Origin of the sequence: Rhizomicrobium sp., assembly GCA_037200385.1 — a bacterium.
Classification (GTDB): Bacteria; Pseudomonadota; Alphaproteobacteria; order Micropepsales; family Micropepsaceae; genus Rhizomicrobium.
The window spans coordinates 4,688,443-4,708,629 of sequence record JBBCGL010000001.1 but is presented as its reverse complement, the minus strand read 5'-3'; the positions used below and the strand labels follow the sequence as shown (position 1 = coordinate 4,708,629).

The 20,187-nt window shown below is 62.0% G+C and carries 17 protein-coding genes; 9 read left to right on the top strand and 8 right to left on the bottom strand.

Annotated features, from left to right (window positions below):
* Positions 1-305 precede the first annotated feature (305 nt).
* From WDM91_22635 to WDM91_22615, 5 genes are read left to right on the top strand one after another with little or no spacing between them, the layout of a single operon-like run.
* The gene (locus tag WDM91_22635; GenBank protein ID MEI9997409.1) at positions 306-1,427 is read left to right on the top strand and encodes a DUF2817 domain-containing protein; all 1,122 of its coding nucleotides are present in this window, start codon (positions 306-308) and stop codon (positions 1,425-1,427) included.
* Positions 1,428-1,463: 36 nt separating this feature from the next.
* Positions 1,464-2,966: an AMP-binding protein gene (locus tag WDM91_22630; GenBank protein ID MEI9997408.1), complete on the top strand. Its 1,503-nt coding sequence runs from the start codon at positions 1,464-1,466 to the stop codon at positions 2,964-2,966.
* A 56-nt stretch (positions 2,967-3,022) separates the two neighbouring features.
* Positions 3,023-3,964 carry a DUF1080 domain-containing protein gene (locus WDM91_22625; protein ID MEI9997407.1) on the top strand — a complete coding sequence of 314 codons (942 nt, stop codon included), beginning with the start codon at positions 3,023-3,025 and terminating at the stop codon, positions 3,962-3,964.
* 17 nt (positions 3,965-3,981) lie between these two features.
* Positions 3,982-5,673, top strand: coding sequence for a GMC family oxidoreductase (locus WDM91_22620; GenBank protein MEI9997406.1), 1,692 nt, complete (start codon positions 3,982-3,984; stop codon positions 5,671-5,673).
* Positions 5,670-6,404 carry a gluconate 2-dehydrogenase subunit 3 family protein gene (locus WDM91_22615; protein MEI9997405.1) on the top strand — a complete coding sequence of 245 codons (735 nt, stop codon included), beginning with the start codon at positions 5,670-5,672 and terminating at the stop codon, positions 6,402-6,404. Before WDM91_22620 ends, WDM91_22615 begins: the two co-directional genes overlap by 4 nt.
* A 30-nt stretch (positions 6,405-6,434) precedes the next feature.
* Here the strand turns inward: WDM91_22615 and WDM91_22610 are convergent, their stop codons facing one another.
* From WDM91_22610 to WDM91_22600, 3 genes are all read right to left on the bottom strand, one after another.
* Positions 6,435-7,589, bottom strand: coding sequence for an aminotransferase class V-fold PLP-dependent enzyme (locus WDM91_22610; protein ID MEI9997404.1), 1,155 nt, complete (start codon positions 7,587-7,589; stop codon positions 6,435-6,437).
* A gap of 130 nt (positions 7,590-7,719) precedes the next feature.
* Positions 7,720-9,882: a TonB-dependent receptor gene (locus WDM91_22605; GenBank protein ID MEI9997403.1), complete on the bottom strand. Its 2,163-nt coding sequence runs from the start codon at positions 9,880-9,882 to the stop codon at positions 7,720-7,722.
* A gap of 291 nt (positions 9,883-10,173) precedes the next feature.
* Positions 10,174-11,139: a D-cysteine desulfhydrase family protein gene (locus tag WDM91_22600; protein ID MEI9997402.1), complete on the bottom strand. Its 966-nt coding sequence runs from the start codon at positions 11,137-11,139 to the stop codon at positions 10,174-10,176.
* Here WDM91_22600 and WDM91_22595 point away from each other — a divergent pair.
* Together WDM91_22595 and WDM91_22590 are read left to right on the top strand one after the other, a co-directional pair.
* Positions 11,020-11,316: a hypothetical protein gene (locus tag WDM91_22595; GenBank protein ID MEI9997401.1), complete on the top strand. Its 297-nt coding sequence runs from the start codon at positions 11,020-11,022 to the stop codon at positions 11,314-11,316. The genes WDM91_22600 and WDM91_22595 overlap by 120 nt on opposite strands.
* A gap of 135 nt (positions 11,317-11,451) precedes the next feature.
* A complete protein-coding gene (locus tag WDM91_22590) occupies positions 11,452-12,609 on the top strand; it encodes a serine hydrolase domain-containing protein (protein ID MEI9997400.1) in 1,158 nt (385 codons plus the stop codon).
* Positions 12,610-12,646: 37 nt separating this feature from the next.
* On the opposite strand, the gene WDM91_22585 is transcribed toward WDM91_22590, so the two are convergent.
* A complete protein-coding gene (locus WDM91_22585; protein ID MEI9997399.1) occupies positions 12,647-13,699 on the bottom strand; it encodes an FAD-binding oxidoreductase in 1,053 nt (350 codons plus the stop codon).
* Between the two features lie 91 nt (positions 13,700-13,790).
* On the bottom strand, positions 13,791-15,269 hold the full coding sequence (locus tag WDM91_22580) for a M81 family metallopeptidase (protein MEI9997398.1): 1,479 nt from the start codon (positions 15,267-15,269) through the stop codon (positions 13,791-13,793).
* 237 nt (positions 15,270-15,506) lie between these two features.
* Between WDM91_22580 and WDM91_22575 the strand changes: the two genes are divergently transcribed.
* A complete protein-coding gene (locus WDM91_22575; protein MEI9997397.1) occupies positions 15,507-16,679 on the top strand; it encodes a lipid-transfer protein in 1,173 nt (390 codons plus the stop codon).
* Positions 16,680-16,922: 243 nt separating this feature from the next.
* Here WDM91_22575 and WDM91_22570 read toward each other — a convergent pair whose 3' ends face one another.
* The gene (locus tag WDM91_22570; GenBank protein ID MEI9997396.1) at positions 16,923-17,363 is read right to left on the bottom strand and encodes a MucR family transcriptional regulator; all 441 of its coding nucleotides are present in this window, start codon (positions 17,361-17,363) and stop codon (positions 16,923-16,925) included.
* Between the two features lie 387 nt (positions 17,364-17,750).
* On the opposite strand from WDM91_22570, the gene WDM91_22565 reads away from it, so the two are divergent.
* Complete coding sequence (locus WDM91_22565; GenBank protein ID MEI9997395.1) at positions 17,751-18,167, top strand: helix-turn-helix transcriptional regulator; 417 nt, start codon at positions 17,751-17,753, stop codon at positions 18,165-18,167.
* 58 nt (positions 18,168-18,225) lie between these two features.
* Here WDM91_22565 and WDM91_22560 read toward each other — a convergent pair whose 3' ends face one another.
* Together WDM91_22560 and WDM91_22555 are read right to left on the bottom strand one after the other, a co-directional pair.
* A complete protein-coding gene (locus WDM91_22560; protein MEI9997394.1) occupies positions 18,226-19,128 on the bottom strand; it encodes a Pnap_2097 family protein in 903 nt (300 codons plus the stop codon).
* A 13-nt stretch (positions 19,129-19,141) separates the two neighbouring features.
* A complete protein-coding gene (locus WDM91_22555) occupies positions 19,142-20,152 on the bottom strand; it encodes an SDR family oxidoreductase (protein ID MEI9997393.1) in 1,011 nt (336 codons plus the stop codon).
* Between the last annotated feature and the right edge of the window lie 35 nt (positions 20,153-20,187).

The following is a 20,187-nucleotide window of genomic DNA, read 5'->3' as shown; positions in this document are numbered from 1 at the left end:
GTACGCCCAGGGCCGAACCCCGCGGCCATTTCGATTGCGCCCAATCCGAGCGACGATGCGATGGAACGTAGGCAAAATTTCCCGTGAGCGCAATAATAATTAGTCCAACCTGACTATTAATGATCCGCTGCCAGCCAAAAACGCCCCATGCTGGCCGTTTGGGCGTTGATAGCGGAAGCTTGTCGACTAGATGATATCCATGGTAGTAGACTAGTCACACTAGACTATTTATCTCCACGTCGCGAATTTTCGAATGCGGGAGGAGGCTTTCGTTCTCCGTACCCGCTCCATGCGAGGTTGCGTTCATGCTCGATATGCCGGCCTGCTTTTCCCCGACTGCCGATGTGGCGACGGCGCGGTTTCTGGAGGCGGCGGGACGCGCCGGAGCCGATATCGAGACGTTCGAACTGGATTTGCTCAGCCCCGACAAGAACGGCTGCGTCTGCGTGACCGCCGCGCTGGGGCCTTCGGCGTCGGAAAAGGCGCTCGTGACGGTGTCCGGCGTGCACGGCGACGAGGGGTTGCCCGGCGCGGCCATCCAGCTCTCGCTCGTCGAGGAACAGCCCGCTGTCTTCCAATCCGCGCAAATTCGGACCGTGCATGTCCATTTGATAAATCCTTGGGGCACGGCATGGGATCACCATGCCGACCACGAAAACATCGATGTCTTCCGAAATTTCGTATACCCCCCGGAGCAGCGTTTCGAGAATCCCGGCTACGATGCGTTGGTCGATCAGATCAACCCGGTCGAATGGACAGGCCCGCTGCGCGACGATGCGAACAGGCGGCTCGCGGCCTTTGTGGAGCGCCATGGCCCTGAAGAGCTGCAAAAGATCATGCGCCTCGGGCAAAGTGCGCACCCCTTGGGTCTCACCTATCACGGCGATCACCCGTCCTGGTCGCGCGGAGTCCTGGCGAAGACGGCCGCTCGCCATCTTCGTCATGCGACGCGGATCCTCAGCATGGATATCCACACCGGCTTCGGCCGCTATGGCCAGGGAACGCCAGTTTCATATGACAATCCCGCCTCTCCGCAATTCGCGGCGCTGACGGAACTGTTCGGCGAGCTCTATTATCCCGGGGCCTTTCCGCTCATTCCCAGTCATCCTCGATCGGCTCTGCATCTGCTGCAGGAGCTTCTTCCGCAGAGCGAACATCTGACCTACGCGCTGGAGTTCGGCACGCTCGATACCGCCGCCATGATGGATGAGCTCCGCCTCGGAAACTGGCTCTTCGGTCAGGGGAAGCTGGACACCGCTGACGGTGCCGCGCATCGCCAGCGCATCCGCGCGTTTTTCTGCCCCGACGACCCCGCATGGAGGCGCATGGTCGTCTCGAAAGGGCGGGCGGACGCGGAACGGTGCGTCGACTGGCTGTGCGTGCAGTCCGGAAGCGGCGCGCCAAGTTCGCCGGCCACGGAAACGTAGAGTCTGCAGTCGACAACGAAGCCGGAGACGGGTTCCATGGCGGTAAACGCATCTCCAGCCCTGCTGAACGGGAGCGGCGGGCTGCCGCTTGGCCGGTTGCTGGCCTATCACGCGGCGCGCGATCCACGCCGGCCGGCCTTGGTCATCGGCGACGAAACCATCAGTCGCGAACAGCTAGAGGCGCAGGCCAATCGCAGAGCGAGGATGCTGGCCGCGGATGGTGTGAAGGCCGGCGATCTCGTGACGATCGCATTGCCGAACGGCCTGGAATTCTACGAGACGACCTTTGCGCTTTGGAAGCTCGGCGCCATTCCGAATGTCGTATCGCACAAACTTCCCGCGACGGAATTCTCCACTCTTTTGGCCGTTGCGCAGCCGAAAATGGTGATCGGCGCGAACCTCCATGACCTGGCGGGGCACAAGGCTGTGCGCGGCGGCCGCTGGCTCGACGAGAGCCTGTCCGCCGAGGAATTGCCGGAGGTGATTTCAACGCATTGGAAGGCGATGGCCAGCGGCGGCTCAACCGGCCAGCCGAAGATCATCGTCGATCATATGCCGGGATTGTGGGACCCCAAGGTCACGGTATTCGGTCAGCGTCTCGACGACGTGCTGCTCAATCCCGGCCCGCTGTACCACAATGCGCCGTTCGTGGGCATGCATTACGGGCTCTTCACGGGTGCCACGGTCGTCGAGATGGGCCGGTTCGACGCCGAACGGGCCTTGGCGCTCGTTGAGGATCGCAAGGTCGGCTGGGTCAATTTCGTCCCGACGATGATGCACCGGATCTGGCGCCTGGGAAGCGATGTTCGCGCGCGCTTCGATCTCGCGTCCCTGCACACCGTCTTCCACATGGCCGCGCCTTGCCCGACCTGGTTGAAGCAGGCGTGGATCGATTGGCTCGGCCCGGAGAGGATATTCGAGCTGTATGCCGGAACGGAACGCCAGGGCACGACCCTCATCAGCGGAACGGAATGGCTGGAGCGCCAGGGCTCCGTCGGCAAGCCGCAGCCCGGTTCGCGAATTCGCGTTCTTGACGACGCCGGCCGCGATTGCCGCCCCGGCGAAACCGGCGAGATTTACTTCCTCCCCGACGCCGGCCGAGGGACGACGTATCACTATATCGGTGCGGCGCCCAAGACGCTCGGCGATTGGGAATCCTTGGGCGATCTCGGCTATTTCGACGAAGCCGGCTATCTCTACCTTTCGGACAGGCGCACCGACCTCATCCTCTCCGGCGGCGCCAACATCTATCCGGCGGAGGTCGAAGCCGCGCTCGGCAGTCATCCCAAAGTCAATTCGGTCATCGTGATCGGATTGCGGGATGCCGAATGGGGCCAGCGTGTCCACGCCATCGTCGAGCTCGAGCGCGGCGTGAGCCTGCAGGCGGACGATCTGTTGAATCATGCCTCGGCTCATCTTGCCCGCTACAAGCTTCCGAAGACATTCGAATTCGTCGATTTTCCGCTTCGCGACGATGCCGGAAAAGCACGACGGAATGCCCTCCGGGACGAACGTGCCGCGCGCCTTCCGAGTTCCTAGTTTGCCCCCGTTCATTTCAGCGGAAAATTGCCATGAGAACCACGAGCCTTTTCGCTGTGAGCCTGCTCCTCGGCCTGACGATGCTTGAAGCGGAGCAACCGACGGCCGCTGCCGCGCAGCCGCTGTCGCCGCAGTTCGTCAAGGCGCTTCAGGATGCCGACGCGTGTCGTCCGAACGTGGAGTGCAAGCTCACGGCCGAAATGTCCGCCACCTTGGTGGGGATGTTCCGCTACACCGGCGTTTGCCGTGCAGACGAGACCTGTGACGTCACGCTCGACAGGTTCGAAAAGCTGGAAGCCATCATCAAGAAAACCGAGCAGTGGACCCCGGTGCCGCCCAAAGTATCGCCCGGCACCGTCCAAGGCGCGCCGCCTTCGGACGCCATCGTGCTGTTCGACGGCCGAAATCTCGACGGCTGGATCAGCGCAAACGATCATATGCCAGCCCATTGGCCGGTTCAGGGCGGTGTCCTCACGGTCGGCAAAGCCCAGGGCAACATCGAGACCAAGCGGCATTTCAAGGACTACCAGCTCCACATCGAATGGCGCATTCCGAAGGACGTCGAAGGCAAGGGCCAGGCGCGCGGAAATAGTGGGGTCTTCCTGGCTTCGACCGGCCCCTACGACGCGGGCTATGAAATTCAGATTTTGGACTCCTGGAACAATCCGACCTACGTCAATGGCGAAGCCGCGAGCCTCTATAAGGAGTCGGCGCCGCTGGTGAACGCCGCGCGCCCCCCCGGCGCGTGGCAGTCCTATGACGTGGTGTGGACGGCGCCGCGATTCGACGGCAAGGGATCGCTCAAGAGCCCGGCTTACGTCACCCTCTTTCACAACGGCGTGCTTGTGCAGAACCACGTGGCGCTCCAAGGCGAGACCTCCTTCCTCTACAGGCCTTCCTATCGCCCGTACGACCGTGCCGCGATAAAGCTGCAGGCCCATCCCGATTCCTCCCGCCCCCTGAGCTTCCGGAATATCTGGGTGCGCGAGATACCATGATGCCGGAGGAGAAAACCGTGACGGAAGAACTCTGGGATGCCATCGTCGTCGGCGCCGGCGCCGGCGGCGGGATGAGCGCCTATGTCTTGGCGCAAGCCGGACTGCGGGTGCTGCTCCTGGAGGCCGGGCGCGACTACAAGCCCGAGCGGGAAACGCCCATGTTCGACCTGCCGGAAAAGGCGCCGCTGTTCGGCGCGTCCACGCCGGACAAGCCCTTCGGCTATTACGACGCGACGGTCGGCGGCGGATGGGACGTTCCGGGCGAGCCCTATACGCTCGCGCCGGGCTCGGCCTTTCGCTGGTATCGCGCCCGCATGCTGGGCGGGCGCACCAATCACTGGGGACGCATATCGCTGCGCATGGGACCGTATGATTTCAACGGCCGCAGCCGGGACGGCCATGGTGCGGACTGGCCCATCAGCTATGACGATCTGGCGCCCTGGTACGATCGGGTGGAAAAACTGATCGGGCTTTGCGGCGGCCAGGAGGATCTGGAAAACGCTCCCAGCTCGCCCTCGGCCCAGCCTGCTCCGCCGATGCGCCCCTACGAGTATCTGATAAAGCGCGCGCTCGACGGCATGAACATCCCGACCGCCGCGATCCGCTCGGCGATCTTGACGCAACCTTTGGGCGATCGCCCGGCCTGTCTGTATGCGACGTATTGTTACCGGGGCTGCTCCATCCGCGCGAATTTCCAAAGCACCACCGTGCTTCTTCCACCGGCGGTCGCCACCGGCAATCTCGAGATACGCACCAATTCCTTCGTTCACAAAGTTCTGGTCGGGCAAGAGGGCCGCGCGACCGGCGTCGCCATCATCGACCGCAAGACCGGGCAACGCTACACCGCGCGCGCCAAGGCGGTTGTTCTGGCGGCGAGCGCCTGCGAAAGCGCACGCATCCTTCTCAATTCCAGAGATGCGCGCCACCCCGCGGGCCTGGCCAACGAGTCGGGCCAGGTGGGACGCAATCTGATGGATAGCGTCATCGCCTATGGCGTCGCGCAGGTGCCCGCCCTCGAGGGGCTTCCGCCGCGCAACGACGACGGGATTTCCAGCGCGCATATCTATGCGCCCTGGTGGGGCCACGCACAGCAGACCCGCGGCGAGCTGGATTTCCCGCGCGGCTACCACATCGATGTGTCCGGAGGCCGGTTCATGCCGGCCATGGCCTTCGCCGGGATCGTCGATATCTGCGATGCGCCGCATGGCCGGGAGCTGCGCGAGGAGATGCGGCGCAAGTTCGGCACCATCATCACGTTCTCCGGGAACGGCGAAATGCTGCCCAATGACGATTGCTATTGCGACCTCGATCCGACCGTCACGGACGACTGGGGCGTGCCGGTGCCGCGCTTCCACTGGAAATGGGGTGACAGCGAAATCCGGCAAGCCTCCCATATGCGCAAGACGTTCCTCGAGATCATGCGGCGCCTCGGCGGCAACGTGCTCGTGGGCGGCGATACCGACGGCGTAAAGGCGATCACGCGCGGCGGCGAGGCCATCCACGAGACCGGAACGACACGCATGGGCCGTTCGCCGCGCGATTCGGTCGTCAACGCCCATGGTCAGACATGGAGCGTGGACAATCTGTTCGTCATGGACGGCGGCGTCTTCGCCTCCAGCTCCGACAAGAATCCGACATTGACGATCCTGGCACTGAGCTGGCGCAGCAGCGACTATCTCGTGCGCAAATTCAAGGCGGGGGAACTATGAGCGCGTCCGATCCCATTCGTCTCAGCAGGCGGACGACGCTGGCCTGGTTCGGTGCGGCCGCGGCGCTGTCCGGTTTCCCGCCGATGCGTGCGGCGTTGGCGGCCGCCGAGCCGCAGGCGAGCGTAAAGGGATATGGCCGCGATCCCGATCTGCTCAATCCTTTCACCCCCTGGCCACGCACCATGACGCCCGACCAGTTGAGAGGCGCGGCCACCCTGGCGGATCTTATTCTGCCGCCGGTGGATGGCTTTCCCGCGCCGAGCGCGGTCGGCATCGCCGATTTCATCGACGAGTGGGTGAGCGCGCCCTACCCCGATCAATTGCAGGACCGTGCGGTGATCGTTCCGGGGCTCGACCGGTTGAATGAGCGCTCCCGGCGGCAAGGGCGGAAAGCGTTCTGGGAAGCCGGCAAGGAGATGCAGCGCGAACTGCTTGCCGATCTCGCTGCGCCGCCGGCGCCGGGCATGTCGCCTCTGGCCGCGATGCAGCAATACCTCGAGCCCGCCACGCCGGCATCGAAACAGACGTCGGCCCAAACCGACCCGACGCCCGCGCAGAAATATCAATTCTTTCTGCGCTTCCGCAGCATCACGGTCAGCGCCTATTACAGCATGGAGCGGAATTTCCCCGAGATCGGCTATATCGGCAACGTCGCCAGGGAGAGCTATCCGCCGATGACGGAAGAGGAAATTGCCTTCGTCGAACGCGCGGCTATCAAGCTGGGGCTTTGATGCGCCCCTCGGTTTGGCGATAGATGAATCTCATGCTCCGGCAGGACGGAAGAGCTCGGACAGCAAATCGGCGAGCTTCTTGAACTGCTCGATATCGTTATAGAGATGCGCCGAAATACGCAGGATGTAGGGCGGTTCGGGCGAAAACCACGTGCTTACGCCCCTTTCCCGGAACCAGGTCCGAAGGTCGGTGCCGATCCGCGCCATCGCACCCTCGTCGAATGCCGGTAGCGGGACTGAAGCCATTGATCCGACCATCGAGTCGGGACACGGTATTTTGCTGCCCAGCGCCTTGAGCGCAAGCGTCCGCGCCTCGAGCGCCAGCGCCCGGTTTCGGGCCATGATCTCCTGCCAACCGCCCGGCAGAAGCCCCCCGACATACGCAATGGCTTCAGGGACGCAGAGCGACGCGGTCGGGTCGCACGTGCCCGTCCAATTGAACTCGGGGTGCAATCCGCGGCCATAGCCATGGCTGATGACCGTGGGATGCAGACCGGCGTGGCGGTCTCGCCGCACATGAAGGAAGGCGGCGCCCTTGGGCGCGCAGAGCCACTTATGCGCGTTGCCCGTGTAGTAGGCCGCGCCGATCTTGGAAAGCGAAAGCGGTATCATCCCCGGCGCGTGGGCGCCGTCCACCAGCACATCGATACCGCGGCTTTGTATTTCCCCGACCAGGCGCGCAATCGGAAGGATCACCGATGTCGTGCTCGTCACGTGGTCGAGGAGAACGATACGCGTCCGCGTCGTTATCTTCACCAGGACCGCTTCGACGATTTCGTCGTCGCCGCTCACGGGGAACGGCAAGTCGGCCACGACCACCCGGGCGCCGCTGCGATCCGCCACGAAATCGACGGCCTTTCGGCAATACGTAACGTCCGTCGCCAGGATCTCGTCGCCCGGCTCGAACCGGAGGGATCGCAGCACCGCGTTCACGCCGGTCGAGGCGTTCGGCACGAAGACCAGACCCTCCGCATCCGCTCCGACAAATTCGGCGACGGCGTCCCTGGCGCCGTTGAGACGGCCGAGCAGAGTTCGCGTGAAGAACTCCATCGGCTCCAGCTCCATCTCTTCGCGGAGCAGCGTCTGTGCTTTCAGCACCGCGGTCGGACAGGCGCCGAACGATCCGTGATTCAGGAATTCCACGGCCGGATCGAGGCCCCAGTGCTGACGGAACTCCGTGGTCACGGCAATCTCTTCCGCTTCGAAGGCCGGATCCGAAGATGCATTCCGGACCGGTGACGCGGACGCATCGCGTCTTCGAAGCCCCCGCTCGCATGACTCCCAAACGCGCGACTGACGGCATGCACCATACGCGCTAGAATTTCGCCGACAGAGATACGCCGATCGTGCGGCCGATATTGTAAGTCGCGAGCTGTGCTCCCAGCGCATTGAACTGCGGGTTCACGTCGGTCACCTGGTTCGTCAGGTTCTTGCCCCAAACCGCGACCTCATAATTCGACTCGAAGTCCCACGCGAGCCTGGCATTGAGCTGCGAGAGGCTTTTGACGAGGAAGACAGGGCTTTCCCCCGCATCCGCGTTGACCTTGTCCCGGTAGGTGTATTCGACGCGCGCCTTCGCCTCCCCATAGGGCATGGGAACGCTATATTCCGCCGCCGCATTGAAGGTCCATCGCGGAGCGTTCGGCAAGCTGTTGCCATTGTAGTTGACCCCCGGCCCCCCGGCGTTCAGATACGTCAGGAACACCGCATCCGAATATCCGACGCCTGCGGTAAGAAGCATCCGGTCGATCGGGATTACGGTGACGTTGAGCTCCGTGCCCGTCAGTTGGGCCGCGCCCGCATTTGTCACCTGCGTGAAGGTCTGGAAAATCTGCTGCACCTGCATGTCTTTGTATTTTTCGTAGTAGACGGACTGATCGACGCGCAGGCGATGGTCGAAGAACTCCGCCTTCAGGCCGACTTCATAATTGACCACATGCTCGGGTCCGAAGGATAATTGCGGCGTGACAGGCGATGCGGCGGGGAACGATGCGTTGAAGCCGCCCGCTTTGAACCCGCTCGATATCTTCGCGTACAGATTTACGTCTTCGTTGAGATGATAGGTGACGCTTCCGGCCGGCGTGAAGGCTGAATCGGTTTGTGAATTTCCGAACGGGTTGAAGTCCGGTATTCCAAGGATCGCAATTCCCTTCTGAGAGTAGGTCAGATTTTTCGTCTCATATGTCTCACGTGCGCCGACGGAGATCGTGACATCCGGAAGAATGTCATAGTCGATCTGCCCGAACGCGGCATAGGCATTGGTGACAATACCGGTCTTTACAACTTCCATGCTCCCGAGGGGCAACGGGTAGGCCGGGCCCACAAGAACATGTTCGACGCTGTTCAGGCTTTCGTTGATATAATACAGCCCGAACACATATCTCAACGACGATGCGCTATCTGAGGTTACCCGGAATTCCTGGGTGACTTCCTTGTCGGCACGCGTGAAGTCGGACGTCAGGAACGCAAATGCACTGTTGTCGAGATCTGCCTCATATCCGCCTTTTGTGGACCTGACACCGGTAAGCGACGTCAGCGTAACGTCGCTGGGCAGCTTGTACTCGACGTTGAGGGTCAACCCCTCCAAGGTCCGATTCAAAGTGTCCGGCCCGTCTATGTCCACGGTGCTTTTGCTGGCCGTGTATCCCGGAGCAGCGGGGTCCGTCACCCGCCCATAGGCGAGAGATCCATCCTGATGGAAATAGTCGGCGCCCAGGTCCACCGTCAGTGACGGAATCGGCGTCCACCTGACTTGCGTCCTGACGGAATCCGAATCGTAACCGCCGAATTTCCTGTCGTCGTGCAGGTTGGTTATATATCCGTTCATGCCCGAATGAGAGGCAACCACCCGCATGTCCAATTCGTCGGACACAAGCGGGATATTGAGCATGCCGGCGATCTTTGCACGGGAGTAGGTGCCGTCTTCGGCGTAAAGCTGCCCGCCCCATTCGTCGGTGGGCTTGGCCATGGTGAGAAGGATCGCGCCGGCCGTGACATTTCGCCCAAACAGGGTGCCTTGCGGCCCGAGCAGGACTTCCAGGCCCTGAACGCCATCCAGGTCCAAATCGACGCCCGCGGTCCCGTCCATATATATGCCGTCCACGTATACGGCGAGGGGCGACTCGAATCCGGTATTCGATTGCGCGCTCGTAATTCCGCGGACGTTGACATTCGGATTGGTCCAGTCGTTCGAACCGGTAAACGCAAGGTTCGGCACGTCGAACTGCAAGTCCCGGATCGACGATGCACCGCGATCCTTGATATCCCGTTCGCTGAACGCCGTCATCGAGATCGGCACGTCTTGCAGGTTCTCCGGACGCCGTTGCGCCGTAACCACGATCGTTTCGATTTGCGCCGTGTTTGCGGCAGGTGATTGCTGATCGGTGGCGACGCTCGTCTGAGCGAATGTCGCAGTGCCCGAAAAGACCAAGGCACCCGCAACGCCCGTGATGGCTCCCGCCCGTGGCAAACGCATCATTACACACCCCCGCTGATAACAATTCCCCACGTCCGACCCGATTTGACCGTCACCTAGAACGGCATCCGGCCACCCACGCGGCACCATGACGGAACCATGGCAGAAGCAAATCGGAAACGCAACATATTAGTCTGCTCAGACTGCTTTTGGATCGACGCCGCTCGGAACGGTATGATTTAACTGACGGCGGGATGTGCATTTTCCTGCACATGCATGGACGGACCAGTCTATTTGGACGGTAACTGGAAGGATTGGCGCGCCGCCGTTCCTGGCACGTCAAACAGCGCGCACTCACAGTCCATAGCGCGGGCCGGACAGAGCGCGGGCACCTTCCAATGCCGAGCGATAGGCAAAGAGGCCCGGCATGCCGCCGGTCATGACGAACAATACGGCCTCGCCGGGTTTGTATCGGCCGCGGCGAATATCGTGCAGCAATCCCCCAAAGGCCTTGCCGCCATAGACGGGATCGAGCAGCAGACCTTCTTTGCGGGCCAGTAGGCGCACCGCGTCGACCATCCCGCGTGTGGGTATGCCGTAGCCCTCGCCGCGATGCTCGCCATCCACCAGGATATCGGTCTCATCGAGCGCGACTTCCGAACCCATCAGCGCCGCGGTATCGCGCGCCATGACGAGCGTGTTCGCGCGGGTCTTATCCGCCGGATGATAGACGGCGTATGATGCGACGAAGGAAGCGCCCTTCGGTGTCAGCGCGAAACGGGCTGCGAGCCCCGCATGCGTCCCGCTGCTGCCGTTGGCCAAGACGACCCGCGAGAATTCTATACCGAGCGCCGATGATTGCGCCTCGATCTCCAGGGCGCAGTCGGCATAGCCGAGGCAGCCGACGGCGTTCGATCCGCCGGTCGGTATGAAATAGACCTTGCGACCCTCGCGCCCGAGCGTCGCGGAACGTTCGGCTGCAAACGACCCCACATCGGCATCGCCGGGCAGATCGTGCACATACGCGCCGAACAAATCGTCGAGCAGGACATTGCCGTTGTGTAGGTAATCGTCGTCGCCGATCGGCACCACGCGCGGCAGGACAAGTTCGCAGGAGAATCCCGCCCGCGCCGAGGCCGCCGCCGTCAGCCGCGCGTGGTTGGATTGCCGCCCCCCAACCGTGAGGATCGTGTCGGCGCCTTGCGTTCTCGCCTCGCCCAGCAGAAATTCCAGCTTGCGCAATTTGTTGCCGCCGCCGCCAAGGGACGTGAAATCGTCGCGCTTGACGAAAACGCGGACACCGCCGAGATCCGTACCCAGCCGCTGCAGTTCCTGGATCGGGGTCGGACCGTCGAGCAGGCGCAGACGGGCAAAGCGCGAAAAGTCGAAAGGCATCCAGAGCTGCTTTCTCTTTACCTGGAACCGTTCGGCATCGCGCGACGCTCCGGCCCGAAATCGCAGGCGCCGCCGGCCGAGCCGATACGCCGGACATCATAACAGGAAATCGGTCGTGCGCAACCAATTAGTCTGTATTGACTATTTTGTAGCGAATGATCTTTTTGGTGCTTGCGAACCTCCCGGAAGCATGCCGGTGAGTTCGCAATCGCGATTTCGCGTGGAAGGAAGGCGCAAGTGTCGAACATCGAAACGATCGGAACGCCCAATGGAGAAATCGCAATTTACGGCAGCTGCGATCCGCGCTACCGGAAATTGTACGATGCCTTCGCCGAGAATTTTCACAGCCTCAATGAGTTGGGTGCCGCCGTAGCCCTCTACAAGGACGGAGAAAAGCTTGTCGATTTGTGGGGCGGCTACATGGACGTCGACCGCAAGCGCGCCTGGACCGAACATTCCATCGTGAGCATGGCGTCGGTCGTCAAGGGAATGATGGCGCTCGGCGTTCATATGCTCGCGGATCAAGGCAAGCTCGACTACGACGCGCCTGTGGCCGACTATTGGCCCGAATTCGCGCAGAACGGAAAGGGACTCGTGACCGTCCGCCAGGCGATCAGCCATCATGCGGCGATACATTTCATCGACGCCGCACAACCCGGCGACTATCACCGTTGGGATCGCATGGTCGCGGCTGTGGCGAAGCAGAGATCCGAATGGGCGCCGGGCACACGCGGCGTCTACCACACGACGTCCTTCATATTCATCCTTGGAAAGCTCATTGCGGCGGCAACCGGAGAGATGCCCTGGGATTGGTTCCGCCGCGAGGTCACCGAAAAGTTGGGCGTCGAATACAATCTGCGCTGCACGGAGACGGACGTCGCCAATTTCGGTCCCGATATCGACACGGCGCACTTCGTCGCCGGGGCCCGGATGCCACAGGAGGTGATACGCCGCTTCTTTGCCGGCATGGGCGATCCGGCCACGACGCTTTCGCCCGAAGAGCGAAAGCGATTGCCTTTTCAAGCCACCGCGGGCAACGCTCGTGGCGTCGCCCGTCTCTTTTCGTTCTGCGCCATGGATGGCGCGCTGGACGGCATCCGGATATTTTCGCCCGAGACGATCGATCTCATGACGCAGGTGCAATGGTACGCGCCATGCCCGGTATGGGGCACTCCGATGCGCACGGCTATGGGTCTTCTATTGAACGATCCGGACTTCTTCTACATCGGTCCAAACCGCAACGCGTTCGGCACCGCGGGCGCCGGCGGAAGCTTCGGATTTGCCGATCGCGAAAACCGGATAAGCATGAGTTACGCGCTCAATCGCTGGTGGCCGGCGCTTGCGCTCGGCGACCGCGCGCGACGCCTCGTCGACGCCGCTTACGCGTCGATTTAAACCGGCTACATGCGGCTGTCACCTGCGCTCATCGGCTTTATACCCGCTCCAGGATCATGGCGCTCGCCCGAGCTGAAATCGCCGGCGCCGTCTGAATGCCGTAGCCGCCCTGGCCGACGAGCCAGAAGAACCCTTCGGCTTCCTCGTCGAATGCGAAATACGGCACCCCGTCGGGGGTAAAGGTCCGAAGGCCGGCCCACCGCCGCCGAATGCTCCGTACCGTGAGGGTCGTCGCTTCCTCGATGCGATAGGCGATGGTGGCGACATCGATCTCCTCGGGCTGCGCGTCGCAGGGCTCGCTTGGCGTTTCGTCCGCGGGCGATGCCAAAAGAAGACCGGCTTCCGGCTTGAAATAGAATTCGCCGGCAACGTCGTTCACGAACGGCAAGGCGGAAACGTTCACGTCGCCGGGCGCCTCGAACACAATCGCGGTGCGCCTTTTCGGCGTCAATCCGCGATCGCCGAGGCCCGCCAAGGCGCCGATCCTTCCGGCCCAGGCTCCCGCGGCATTGACCAGCACTGGCGCACAAAAGCGGGAATCCCGGGTCGTGGCGCACCAGAGGCCCTGGCTGTACGCAAGGCCCAAGACCTCCTGCCCCGTGACCGTCTCGGTCCCGCCGCGCACGGCCGTCTTCCGCAACCCTTCGAAGAACGCTCCGACATCGATATCCATGGCGTTCGGCTCTTCGGCAAATTCCGCAAAGAGATCCGCGCGCAATATCGGCACGCGGGACTGCGCGTCCGCGCGCGACAGCCAATGCACGACGCCGGGATTTTCCCTCAGAAGCGTATGCATCTGAGACACGCCCTCGGCGCGGGCGACGAACACGGCACCGCGCGGCGAAACGAGCGGGACGTCCGCGAAGCCCTTCGGCGGCGCCTGAAAGAAGGCGAGGCTCTCTTTCGTCCAGCGGCGAACGGGTTCGGCGCCGTAGGACTCGACCAAAATCGCCGCAGAGCGGCCACTCGTATGCAGGGACAGCACCGGCTCGCGCTCGAGCAGGATCACGCGCTTGCGCCCAGCCAGAGCCGCGGCAAGAGACACCCCGGCGATGCCGCCGCCGATGATGAGAATGTCCGCGGTCTTCATCTCAAGATACCAAATAAGGCGCCGTCCGGCGCGATCGATGTGTGGACCGAACCCGGATTGGCACAGGTTGCGATTGCCTTCCCAACGGCTCTCATGACCCCTCCCCAGCCTTCGGGGCGGCAATCGAATACCCCAACGGGTCGTTCGTGCGCGGAAAATATTCGAGATTTCGCTTCTTGCGATAGGGCAGCATTGCAAAATCCATCTGAAGCGTGCCCGGCGTGGCGACGAGGATTACCTCGTCGGCGAGGGGTGCGAAATGCGAACGGAAGTGCTGTGTCGATTTCACCACGATGAGGCGCTTGCTTGAGAGATCGATGCCCAGTCCTGTGAAGGCCTCCGGCGAAAAAGTCTGTGTGCGGATGGAATTTACCACGATGTCGATACCGTCGGTTTCTATCCAGACCGAAGCCCCCATCGGGGCACGCGAATCGCCCAGCCCTTGCTGGTCGTGACGTTCGGCGATGGCGCGGACCGTTATTTCGACGTCCAAGGGATCGCCCGAAGCCGCGCCGCCCTTGCCGCCCAGCCGCAGTTCGAATGTCGCGCCGACACCTGCTTCCATGCAGATGGCAACAGCCTGTGGATCCCATACACAGCCGAAGGCCGCGTCGCGCAGCGATCGGCCCAGCATGGCGCGAAGAAGCGAGACGTTGTCGCTCGGCGCGCCTCCACCGGCGTTGTCCGCCGTATCGGCCAGAACGACCCTGCCTTGCGCCGAGGCACATAAATCCAGGGCCGTGGCGATATCCGGCATCCGGGGAACGAACGCCTCGCGTCGCGCATAGATCACCCGCCCGATGCGCTCGGCCGCGGCGCGCGCCAGCTCCCTATCCCCATCGGCGATAACAAGGACTTTCGACCCGGCTTCGGGCGAATCCCCCCAGGGAAATCCATGCACGAAACTTATGGAAAGTATTCCCGGTCGCTTTTCCTCCTCCCGGATGTAACCGAGCAATCCGGACATCGGTTCTGCGGTCGTCGGATAGAACCCGACCATGCAGCAATCGAAGACCGCGGAGACCGGCGCGACAAGGCCCGCTTTCCTGCGCACGCAGATGTCGTAGAGTTCTTCCGAGCGGGGAATAAAATCGCTGTGGGGATATTCCTTCATCAGGACGATGGCGTCTGCGTTCGCCACCATCGTCTCCGTCAGATGGCAGTGCGGATCGAGCTCCACGCCAATGGCAAGCTCTGGTCCGCCGATGCGGCGCAGATGAGAAATAAGATCGCCTTCGCAATCGTCACAAGCGGTGGACACCATCGCGCCGTGCAGGATCAGAAGCGCAATGTCGAAAGGTCCTTGCTTTCGAAAATCCGCGAGTATCCGGTCGCGATACCCCTCATAGACGCTTTGCAGCGTGGGCCCGGAAGGCTCCGCCGAAGCAATCAATCCCGCAACGAACTCGTGTCCGTCTTCGGCGGCTCTCTTTTGCAGGCCTTGGATGATCTGGGCGTCGGGGTTGCCGCTGTCATCGTCGGGCGCGATCTCGACGAATCCGCGCGCGCCTGTCGGCCACGGCGCAAAGGTGTTCGTTTCCGTCGAAAGCGCCGCCGCGAAGATCCGCATCACAAAATTCCTTCTATATCGGACGCCGGACATAGCGTGCGCCAGATGAGCCGCGTTGCGGACCCTGCTTCGACTGCGCCGACATCGGCTTGCAATCGCCCGCCGCGCGCAATATTAGTCTGACCTGACCGTTTATGCAACGGCGCATCGCCAAGAACGTCGATGCCGGCCTGCCAGCTGGGTGGCGGTCCCGTTGAGCAATTGGAGGAATTCGAGATGCGCGGTTCAACACGCGAGGTGCTGGTCGCCGGCGTCGGAATGATCCCATTCACCAAGCCGGGCCAGAATGCGCCGTATGATGATATGGGCAGCGCCGCCATTCGCCTCGCACTGAAAGACGGCGGGATCGGCTTCGACCAGGTCGAGCAGGCCTATGCCGGCTACGTATTCGGCGAAAGCTGCGCCGGCCAACGGGTCATCTACAAGGCGGGCATGGCCGGCATCCCGATCTTGAACGTCAACAACAACTGCTCGACCGGGTCGTCCGCCTTGTTCCTGGCGCGCCAGGCGGTCGAGAGCGGCGCGGCCGAATGCGCGCTTGCCGTGGGATTCGAGCAGATGCGCCCGGGTGCCATCGCGCCGATCTTCACGGACCGAGTCAGCCCGTTCGAAGACTTCGACAAGGCCTGCGCGGAACTGGTCGACGTCGACCTGCCCCTCGCCCTGCGTTATTTCGGCGGCGCCGGCCTAGCCCATATGAACAAGTACGGCACGACGCTCGCCGACTTCGCCAAGGTCCGAGCCAAGGCAAGCCGCCATGCCGCGAACAATCCCATGTCGGTATTCCGCAATGTGATGACGGAAGAGGACGTGCTTGCGGCGCAGACGATCTGGCCCGGCGTGATGACGCGGCCGATGGCGTGCCCGCCGACATGCGGTGCCGCCGCGGCTTTGGTCGTATCGCGCGATTTCGCCACAAAGAACGATCTTGATCGGTCCGTCCGCATCGCCGCTCAGGTCATGACGACCGACACGCCCATCACGCTCGAAGCGCGCGACATGATCCATCTGGTGGGCAGCGAGATGACGCAACGCGCCGCCACTGCGGTATACGAAAAGTCGGGCATCGGGCCCGAGGATATCAGGGTGGCCGAGCTGCACGACTGCTTCGCGCATAACGAGGTGATCACATATGAGGGGCTGGGGTTCTGCGGCGAGGGCGAAGCGCAGCGCTTCATCGCCGACGGTGACAATAGCTATGGTGGCAAGGTCGTTACCAACCCGTCGGGCGGCCTGCTGTCTAAGGGACATCCGCTCGGTGCCACCGGCCTGGCCCAGTGCTATGAGCTCGTTCATCAACTTCGCGGCACGGCTGACAAGCGGCAGGTGGAGCACGTCCGACACGGCCTGCAACACAATCTCGGGCTTGGCGGCGCATGCGTCGTCACGTTATACGAGAAGACAACGTAGAATTCACCGAACGAACCGGCAGCATTGCGTGAGGCTCGCTCTTTTCGCGCAGCTTTTCGGCCGACCCGTGGTCCGGGAGCGGAGCAGTTTTCCGGAAACGGAATGGTACAGCAACACTATCCAGCGAACTTTGCTCTCAGGTTTTTCCGCTGACGCAGAAGCGATGTCGTCGGAATCGAAGGTGACGGCGGTATTGGCGGCGCGGCCGCTACAGGCGCCGTCGTCCGAGCTATGTCGGCGTCGTCACGCCCGTGATTTCCGCGCCCGTTTCCCGGTGCGCGACTTCCCCAAGCCTATGTCCCGGGCAACCTGCGCACGGCGAGCCGCGTAATTGGGCGCCACCATCGGATAGTCCGCGGGCAAGCTCCATTTCAGACGATACTGCTCGGGCGACAAACGATAGCGCTCTTTCAAGTATCGCCGAAGAATTTTGAGCCGCTTGCCGTCCTCGAGACAGACGAGGTAATCGGGCGTGATGGACTTTGCGATGGATATCGCGGGCTTTTGATAAGACAGTCTCTCAGTTCGGGAATGCTCTGCCAGCCGGTGCAAGGCGCCCAGGACCTCCTCCAACATCACGGAAATCCTATCGACGGGTAGCGTATTGTTGCTGACATAGGCGGCCACGATGTTGCTCGCCCACCCGATAAAGCGTTCCGTCTGGCTGTCTCGGTCGTCGGTCATGCGCGTCCAAAAAAGATACTATGCGATATGCCTCAATACTGCCGACACCGGCGCAATATCAACCGAAGAATCCCGTTCACTCGCGAGTGGGCGTTTCTACGATGCCGCATGGGAGTTGAATTATTGACCACCGAATAAGCCGTTCCAAATGTGAAGAAGTCTTTCCAAATGTATTGCGAAGAAGAAAACTCGATTTTAGATGTCGTCGAACCACCGGAGAAAATAGTGTCCATGTCTGACAATATAGAGGCCAGTTTTTTCGAGCTATGCTTGAACTGCCTTCTCGTGAATGCTGATTGTGCGCGCCAGCCACTTGCAGACATTTCCGGACCTGCCCGCAGGTGCACCAGCCCACGAAACCCGCCTATAGAGGCATGATGAATCGCGATGCCTAGGTCCGCCAACAGGCAACTAGACAATTACATCGGCAGGCGAATCCAGGCGCGCCGCAAAGCAATGAGAATCACGCAATCCCAGCTGGCGAAAGGCATGAATCTCTCATTCCAGCAAATTCAGCGCTACGAGGCCGGCACGAGCACCATCACCGCGCCACGCCTTTACCAACTGGCGCGTCTCATGGAAGTTCCCATCGAATATTTTTTCGACGCCCCGCTGTTGGCGGCTTCTCTTCTGCGCGAAGTCGACGGCAAGCGTCTTCCAGAGTTGGAGCGTACCATCGACTTCGCCACCTCGCCGGAGGGCACCGTTCTCATCGATGCGTTCCGCGCCATCGCAAATCGTGATCTGAGACGGCAGATGCTTCGCCTCATCGCTCTCCTGGGAAAAGATCTTGCGCCGAAATAGCGTGTCCCGCAGGTGAGCGTCTGCGGTTCGCGTGCCGGGCTCCCTGCTTGCGCCCCGATCAGCGCGACGCGGCCACCTCGAGGATGCGGCGCGTCGAACTGCCCGTCGCCGCCGCAAGTGCGGCAGGTGCCTCCCGCTGGGCGATGCCAACCGCCACGACATTTCCGGTCATCTCATTCATGACGCGCGCGACACAGTCCCCGCGTGCGGAGATATCGAATACCGAAGCCTCGACCGTCAGCACGTCACCCACGTTTGCATTGGAGAGAATGAACAAATCTCGCCCGACGATATTTCCGAGCGATAGGTGACAATCGAACAGCCAAGCGTTCTCGGCGCGATCCATGATGCTTGGAATGTACGCGAAATAGAGAATTTTTGCGCCGTTGAATTCGATCGATGGGCAAGGCAGGAACCGCACCGGCGCCGGCGTTGCGAGACGGGTCATGGAGTTCGCACCCTGTCGCGCCGCGCGCGCCGCCTCGAGAAGCGTTTCGGCGCCCTGCGGCGGGGAGCGGACGATGACGGCGTGCCGCATCGACGTCGGCTCCGCGGAAACCAGCCCGGAATTGTCGCTCTCACGTTGCCGCTTGAGGAAGATGGACAGCAGCTCGACCTGCAAGACCGCTTTGCCCCGGATCATTCCGACGTGACGGGAGTAAAAACGCTTGCGCGACACGAACTCTCCTGCCGAAGCAATCTCGAGGCTGTCGCCCTCCCGCGCGGCACCGAACGCGCAATTGCGCAAGCGTATGGCGACGAAGGCGGGATAAAGCCTGTTGCCGAAGGTGTCGCAAATGGCCTGCGGCTCCAACTCCAGGTAACGGCCAATGAGGGACCAGTGCATGTCACCGAGCTGACGGAGCAACCACGCCTCGGAGAGTCCGCCATAGGCCAGTTGCGGCATTCCAAGCAGATGGGACTGCAGAATGCTCGTCCGTGCAGGATCGACCGCGCTCATGCGTCCTCGTCTCCTATTTGCGGTCGGCTAAAGCGTAATAAAGCGCGATCGCGTCAAAGGCCCGTTCCAACCGCGCCGGCTGGACATTCCAGCGGCGACAGGCGTCTGTGAACCGGGTCGTTTGGAACGGGCCAATGCCGTCCATGTATGAAAGCGTCTGGCGCTGGATTCCGAATAGAGGCAAAAGAACATCCGACCGCGCAACGGCACGGAACAACGACTTTGGGACCGTCCAAATCCTCTCGTGACCGGCGAGCCTGCGGACCATCTCTCGCGTGAACTGCCGCAGCGTAGGCGCTTCCTTGTCGATAACATGCAGGACATCCAATCCGTTGGGCCTTTCGCCCAGCCCGGCGCAAACCGTATCCGCTACAAGATCGACAGTGACCAGCGGGAACGTAAACGCACAATCCCCGGGCAAAAGAAACGGGAGGTGCCGCCACATCATGGCGAACGCCGCGTAAGGACCGTCGAACTTGGAGGTCACGCCGCCGGACGAGTCACCTATCACGATGCCGGGCCGGTAAATGCGGGTCGGCATCACGCCGTTTCCACCGACGATCTTCTCGGCGTGCCATTTGGAACGTTCGTAGTGATTGCGAAAATCGGCCGGTGCGTCGACCGGCAGTTCGGGCGTGCTGGCCGCCGCGCGTCCGGCCACAGTGATGGAGCTTATATAGTGCAGTTCGATATCGTTTCGCGCGCCGAAGATCGCCAACACATTCGCAGTTCCCTGGACGTTGGTTTTCATGGCTTCCGCCCACGAAATGTCCAGGCGGTACACGGCGGCGGCATGGACGATCTGCGAGATCGTGGATTGCACCATCGCCAGGTCCTCACCCGACAACCCCAGATTCGGCCCCATGACGTCCCCGGCGACGACGGTCAGCCGTCCCAAGCCGCTGCATCGGCGCAACGCAAGCTCTTGTTGCGTACCGCCGCGCACCAGGGCGATTACCTCGCGTCCCTGCGTCAGAAGCTGCCGCACGATCCTCGACCCGATAAATCCCGTTGCACCGGTCACGAACACCGCTCCGCCCGCCTCTGGTAGCTTAGTTC

Bases quoted from the DNA above. Each gene is read 5' to 3' on its own strand.
- WDM91_22580 (MEI9997398.1), bottom strand. From the start codon at position 15,269: ATGCGGATCTTCGCGGCGGCGCTTTCGACGGAAACGAACACCTTTGCG.
- WDM91_22570 (MEI9997396.1), bottom strand. From the start codon at position 17,363: ATGACCGACGACCGAGACAGCCAGACGGAACGCTTTATCGGGTGGGCG.
- WDM91_22635 (MEI9997409.1), top strand. From the start codon at position 306: ATGCTCGATATGCCGGCCTGCTTTTCCCCGACTGCCGATGTGGCGACG.
- WDM91_22585 (MEI9997399.1), bottom strand. From the start codon at position 13,699: ATGAAGACCGCGGACATTCTCATCATCGGCGGCGGCATCGCCGGGGTG.
- WDM91_22630 (MEI9997408.1), top strand. From the start codon at position 1,464: ATGGCGGTAAACGCATCTCCAGCCCTGCTGAACGGGAGCGGCGGGCTG.
- WDM91_22560 (MEI9997394.1), bottom strand. From the start codon at position 19,128: ATGAGCGCGGTCGATCCTGCACGGACGAGCATTCTGCAGTCCCATCTG.
- WDM91_22565 (MEI9997395.1), top strand. From the start codon at position 17,751: ATGCCTAGGTCCGCCAACAGGCAACTAGACAATTACATCGGCAGGCGA.
- WDM91_22615 (MEI9997405.1), top strand. From the start codon at position 5,670: ATGAGCGCGTCCGATCCCATTCGTCTCAGCAGGCGGACGACGCTGGCC.
- WDM91_22605 (MEI9997403.1), bottom strand. From the start codon at position 9,882: ATGATGCGTTTGCCACGGGCGGGAGCCATCACGGGCGTTGCGGGTGCC.